This is a genomic window from Tateyamaria pelophila, from assembly GCF_019966495.1.
In the GTDB taxonomy this organism is placed as follows: domain Bacteria; phylum Pseudomonadota; class Alphaproteobacteria; order Rhodobacterales; family Rhodobacteraceae; genus Tateyamaria; species Tateyamaria pelophila.
On record NZ_JAIMIA010000223.1, the window covers coordinates 1 to 3,979 of the forward strand.

A 3,979-nucleotide genomic window follows, 5' to 3' on the forward strand; every position below is an offset into this window, starting at 1 on the left:
GATATCCAAGAACTCATGCCTTGGAACTTCCAAAAATAGTCAAGCCGTAACCCCAAGGGTGATGGAAAGGCGCTTACGATGCGCTAGCTGCGGATTTCACCAAACGCTTCACAGTTGTGGTGCTGAGATCGCGGTCAACCGCCCTACCCTGATAGATTGGGCAGAACAGAAAACTGATGTCCGGGCCTCTCCACTCCAGCCATTTCGAAACCAGTTTTGCGGTCTTTCTGGATGTGAAGGCAATTCTACCGTGGCCGAATGGGTCCGCCTTGCTGCGCCGGATGATCACGCGCAGAGTCCCGTCACACAAAAAATCCAGATCACTTGTTGTTAAGGCAACCAGTTCAGATCGCCGGGTAAGCAACTCGTATCCCAATGACAACATGGCTCGGTTTCGAAGACCCCATGGGTCGTTCGGCTGAACGTCCAGAAACATATTCAGATAATCCCGGGTCAGCCCCTTTGCCTGTTTGGGGCGCCCGTGTTTCGCCCGCTGAATGCGTCGAAACGTCAGATTTATATCTTCGTCATACGTCGGGTCCGGAAGACGCAGAAGTCTGTGCGCTTTCCGAATAGCGTAGAGGCGTCTCCGCACAGTTGATGGCGCTCTGTCTGGTGCCTGTTTTTCAAGAAAACAGCACACCGTCACCACGGACGCAGGAAAAGGTACAACAGCTTGATCTTCACACCAACTGACGAAGATTTGGACGTCAGAGTAGTAAGACCGCATTGTTGCGGGAGCGTACGCCCCCTCAAGGCGCTTGAATTCTGCGCGCCAGTCAAAGAGAGTCGTAGTTGAGCAATTCATATGTCACTTTTTATGCCACTATGACCCATAACGCAACAGGAATGCAGATCAGAGCAGCGAGAAACGCGCTCGGCTGGTCGATCGAGACCTTATCGGGAACGACTGGGGTTTCTATGCGCACTATCATTCGTTACGAAGACGTAGACGGAGTTCCACGCAATAGATCGGGGAACCTTGAGAAGGTTGTTGCGGCCCTCGAATCTGCCGGCATCGAATTCATCGGCACTCCGGATGACGGCCCCGGCATTCGCATTCACGCCCGCAAAGACTAATCCCAAGATAGGCGCACATTGGACACGATTTTTCTCATCATCAGCAAGGTGGTTTGGGCGTTTCTGCGCCCGGAGACACTACTTCTACTTCTCTTCGGTCTACCCTTCGTCTTGTTGCACCTTGGCCGCGTCAAGGCAGCATCACGATCACTTGGTTTCGCGTTGACCGTCGCGCTCTGCATCAGCATCTTTCCGGTTGGCAACCTTGTCCTGAACCCCCTTGAGCGCACCTACCAGTCACAACCTCAATTAGATGCTCCTACCGGCATCATCGTTCTTGGCGGTGCTGAAGACATTGGCCCGGACTACACAGGCCGCTTGGCTCAGGTGAACCACGCAGGTGAACGCCTAATCACAACAATAGAATTGGCCCGCCAGTTTCCCGAAGCCATTGTGCTTTATTCGGGTGGCAAAGTTGCCATCACCCCGGCGAAACAAGGCGCTTTCGAAGTTGGTCCAGACATACTAAGACAATTGGGGCTCCCAGAAGATCGCTTGATCATCGAAGGGCGCTCAAGGTCAACAGCAGAGAACGCTGTGCTCGCCCGTGCCATGGTGACCGATGGTGGTACGGGCACATGGATACTGATCACCAGCGCCTCCCACATGCCGCGCGCGATGGGGAGCTTCTGCGCAGCGGGATGGCAAAACCTAATCCCCTACCCGACGGATTATCGCGGCGGGGCATTCTGGGATCAGATTGGATGGAGCCTGGCAAAGAACCTCGTTGAGTTAAACACTGGGGTGAAGGAATGGGTTGGCTTGCTGGCGTACCGGATCACTGGAAGGACAGAGGCCATATTTCCGAAGAATTGTGACTAAAGCTCTCACCAAAAGCGCTCTGAAGTCAGTCGTATGACTGCGTTTCTAGACCCGCCGCCCCTCTCGCAAAACAGTCCAATCGCTCATCAACCTACCGCAAGAAGCTACCTTGGCGGGAATATGTAGACGCAGGCCACAACATATGGGACTATTTGACCCAATAATCTCGTTGCGTGCTGGGAGGAGCCGCAAATGGGCAGCTTAGAAGGGCACCATCCATGGCGAAAAATCTTACGCCTCCCGACCCCGCGCGTTTTGATCTGACCAGTTTCGCTGACCTTCTGCCACCGAGGGAACAGATCTTGGGTGAGGACCCCGGTTCATTTGAAGTATTCCACGATGGAATGGTGCAATCACTTGCACCTCTGACGCCCTACGAATGCGTCATCGCAGAAAACCTCATCTCTATTGAGTGGGAGATCTTTCAGCATCGGCGCATGCGCGATGCCGCCGTCCGCAAGAGCATTCGAAACGCCATCTGTGCAGCTGCCATTGCGCGGGGGAAGAAGGCTTACGAAACCACCCAGCAAGAAGCATGGGACGAACACGTGGAGGCAGGTGGCACAGAAGACGATTGGCAAGATTGGTATGAATGGGACGACCCCTTCTTAGGCGAAAAGGAAACCTCCAGAAACGCTGGTCTTGAACTTGCCAGGAAGGCGGTTTCCACTGATCCCGAAGACTACGCTGCAGCTTGCGCAGAAATCGAAGCTATGGGCCTTACTTTCATTGACCTTATGGGAGAGGCTTATCAACCCCGCAATTGGCAGGTCAAGGAACACGAAGACAAGCTGAAAGAGCTCGAACGCCGCCGACGTGAGGTCAAACGCGACTTCGATGGATTGCAAAATGCGCGCCCCTTTGAGGGCGAGGTCATCGAAGGATGACCTCTGACAAGATCGCTGCGCGCAACAGGGCCAACGCTCAAAAGAGCACAGGTCCCAAAACTGCACGAGGTAAAGCCGTCGTGTCACGCAATGCGCAACGACATGGTGCCACGTCAAAACCTGACCCACAATCGGTCGCTGCATGGCTTCAAATTATTCTGGATGACCCGGCATTAGAACCGGAGGCTTTCTTGAACGATGACCGCCGGATGACAACAGCGATGGCTCTGGCTGTGGCGGAGGTGAGATTGTCTTCCGCCAAGGCGTCGCTGGTCAGGTTTGAGAATGGAGAAGCCCCCATCTCAGACAAAGTCGTAGAGTTGGAAAATTTAATTGAGAATCTGACCGGCGCGTATCGCGAAGCAGGTATAACGAAGAGAGAAAGCCAATCCTATCTGTCTATTTTGCGGTACCTCAAGAGACGCGCGCTTTCTGACGCGGCTCCTAGTAGAAAGAACTATCGTTTGTTGCGCCGCTATGTGCGCGAAGCGAAGGCGCTGCGCAAAAAGGCGTTTCAGAACTGGTTGGATTTGACAAGCCAGACAAGCCCACAGGAGCACGAATTTGGCTGAAACCCCAATTTACCGAAACAAAGCCAAATACTACTCTAGATAGCTTTTCACGCGGGTTGCCCCGTAACCCATTGAAATTATTTACCCTGATGGCGACTCATTCTCTCTATTCGCGTCGGAAATTCATCAAATGCGCGATAACGCTTCATAGCGACAGTGCCACACCTATCCACTGCTACGCCATATCTTCACAGATGGCGGTTATACTGGGCCCAAGCTGAGAGGGCCTTGGAAAAGGTCGGGCGCTAGACCTTGCAGATCGTCAAACGCTCTGACACCGGGAAGGGCTTCGAGGTCATCCCGCGTCGCTGGGTTGTCGAGCGCACCAGTGCGTGGCTTGGGCGATGCCGCAGGATAGCGAAGGACTGGGAGAAAACCATCGCGAGCGCCGAAGCGTGGCTCCTCATTGCCCACATCAGGCGCGTGACCCGCATGATCGCAAGGGCATGACATCAATCAGATAGTTTTGAAACAGACTCTAATGCAGCGCGACAAACAAGATGAGAATCCAGCGTCAATCAGGATGAGAACGCGGGGGTTGGGCGTCGCAGGGAGGGCGTAGCCCGACTGGAGAGGCCCAACCCCCGCGTTTCGCCCAAATTGGGCGGGTCTGACGGT

General features: G+C 54.1%; 5 protein-coding genes and 1 pseudogene. 5 read left to right on the forward strand and 1 reads right to left on the reverse strand.

The window, feature by feature from the left end; genetic code table 11:
* Nucleotides 1-73: 73 nt before the first annotated feature.
* The gene (locus LC354_RS28205; protein ID WP_399204425.1) at nt 74-808 is read right to left on the reverse strand and encodes a tyrosine-type recombinase/integrase; all 735 of its coding nucleotides are present in this window, start codon (nt 806-808) and stop codon (nt 74-76) included.
* A 113-nt stretch (nt 809-921) separates the two neighbouring features.
* Here LC354_RS28205 and LC354_RS26705 point away from each other — a divergent pair, with 113 nt between their 5' ends.
* From LC354_RS26705 to LC354_RS26725, 5 genes and pseudogenes are all read left to right on the forward strand, one after another.
* Nucleotides 922-1,080 (forward strand): hypothetical protein, encoded by a 159-nt coding sequence (locus LC354_RS26705; protein WP_223428983.1) that lies wholly within the window; start codon nt 922-924, stop codon nt 1,078-1,080.
* An 18-nt stretch (nt 1,081-1,098) separates the two neighbouring features.
* Nucleotides 1,099-1,902: a YdcF family protein gene (locus LC354_RS26710; protein ID WP_223428984.1), complete on the forward strand. Its 804-nt coding sequence runs from the start codon at nt 1,099-1,101 to the stop codon at nt 1,900-1,902.
* A 302-nt stretch (nt 1,903-2,204) separates the two neighbouring features.
* Nucleotides 2,205-2,789: a hypothetical protein gene (locus LC354_RS26715; RefSeq protein ID WP_223428985.1), complete on the forward strand. Its 585-nt coding sequence runs from the start codon at nt 2,205-2,207 to the stop codon at nt 2,787-2,789.
* Nucleotides 2,786-3,361, forward strand: coding sequence for a hypothetical protein (locus LC354_RS26720; RefSeq protein ID WP_223428986.1), 576 nt, complete (start codon nt 2,786-2,788; stop codon nt 3,359-3,361). Before LC354_RS26715 ends, LC354_RS26720 begins: the two co-directional genes overlap by 4 nt.
* A 160-nt stretch (nt 3,362-3,521) precedes the next feature.
* Nucleotides 3,522-3,811 (forward strand): annotated as a pseudogene (locus tag LC354_RS26725) (transposase); the annotation flags it as partial.
* Nucleotides 3,812-3,979: the final 168 nt, after the last annotated feature.

Excerpts from the sequence above, each read along its gene's own strand:
- LC354_RS26720 (WP_223428986.1), top strand. The coding sequence starts at position 2,786 with ATGACCTCTGACAAGATCGCTGCGCGCAACAGGGCCAACGCTCAAAAG.
- LC354_RS26705 (WP_223428983.1), top strand. The coding sequence starts at position 922 with ATGCGCACTATCATTCGTTACGAAGACGTAGACGGAGTTCCACGCAAT.
- LC354_RS28205 (WP_399204425.1), bottom strand. The coding sequence starts at position 808 with ATGAATTGCTCAACTACGACTCTCTTTGACTGGCGCGCAGAATTCAAG.